At 62.7% G+C, this 738-nt stretch carries 2 protein-coding genes; both read left to right on the top strand.

Features of this window, described 5'->3' with window-relative positions; all coding sequences use genetic code 11:
* The first annotated feature begins 31 nt into the window (after positions 1-31).
* Complete coding sequence (gene nirD, locus A6V37_RS02075) at positions 32-379, top strand: nitrite reductase small subunit NirD (RefSeq protein WP_064269444.1); 348 nt, start codon at positions 32-34, stop codon at positions 377-379.
* An 8-nt stretch (positions 380-387) separates the two neighbouring features.
* Positions 388-738 (top strand): FAD-dependent oxidoreductase (locus tag A6V37_RS02070; RefSeq protein ID WP_167361426.1); only part of this gene is annotated, 351 nt, incomplete at its 3' end.

Here is a 738-nt window from a genome sequence, read left to right as displayed (position 1 = left end):
CAATCACCATACCTGCCCTGAGGAGTTCAGCATGAACAACGACCGACTTCCGCAATCCTGGATGCCCGTGTGCGCGCTCGACGACATCGTGCCGAATACCGGCGTGTGTGCGCTGGTCAATGGCGAGCAGGTCGCAGTATTTCATGTTGAGAATGGCGGCGGCAGCGTCTTCGCGATCGACAACTTCGATCCGGGTTCGCAAGCGGCGGTGCTCTCGCGCGGGCTGATCGGCAATCTCGGCGAGCGTATCGTGGTGGCCTCGCCGATCTACAAGCATCACTTCGATCTGCGCACCGGCGAGTGCCTCGAGGCGCCTGAGAATTCCGTCAACGCGTACCCGGTGCGCGTCGAGAGCGGTCAAGTCTGGGTTGCGGCGTGAGAGACGGCATGAGATACGAATATGCAGTGCAGAGCGCGGGAGGCGCATCGCTCGCCGCGCCTTCGCGTCCGCGGCTGGTGGTGATCGGCAACGGCATGGCCGGCATGCGCACCATCGAGGAGCTGCTCAAACTCGCACCGGATCTTTACGACATCACCGTATTCGGCGCTGAGCCGTACGGCAACTACAACCGCATACTGCTCTCGCCGGTGCTCGCGGGCGAGAAGAGTGTCGACGACATCATCCTCAACACGCGCGACTGGTATGACGAGAACGGTATCCGCCTGTACGCGGGCGACCCGGTTGCGGCAATCGATCGCAAACGCCGCGTCGTGCGCTCGCAAAGCGGCATCGAGGTG

This window comes from Paraburkholderia ginsengiterrae (assembly GCF_001645125.1).
Classification (GTDB): domain Bacteria; phylum Pseudomonadota; class Gammaproteobacteria; order Burkholderiales; family Burkholderiaceae; genus Paraburkholderia; species Paraburkholderia ginsengiterrae.
Note: the sequence above shows the minus strand (reverse complement) of the source record. Positions and strands in the feature narration are given on the sequence as shown.

Coding starts and splice junctions, on each gene's coding strand:
- nirD (WP_064269444.1), top strand. CDS start 32: ATGAACAACGACCGACTTCCGCAATCCTGGATGCCCGTGTGCGCGCTC.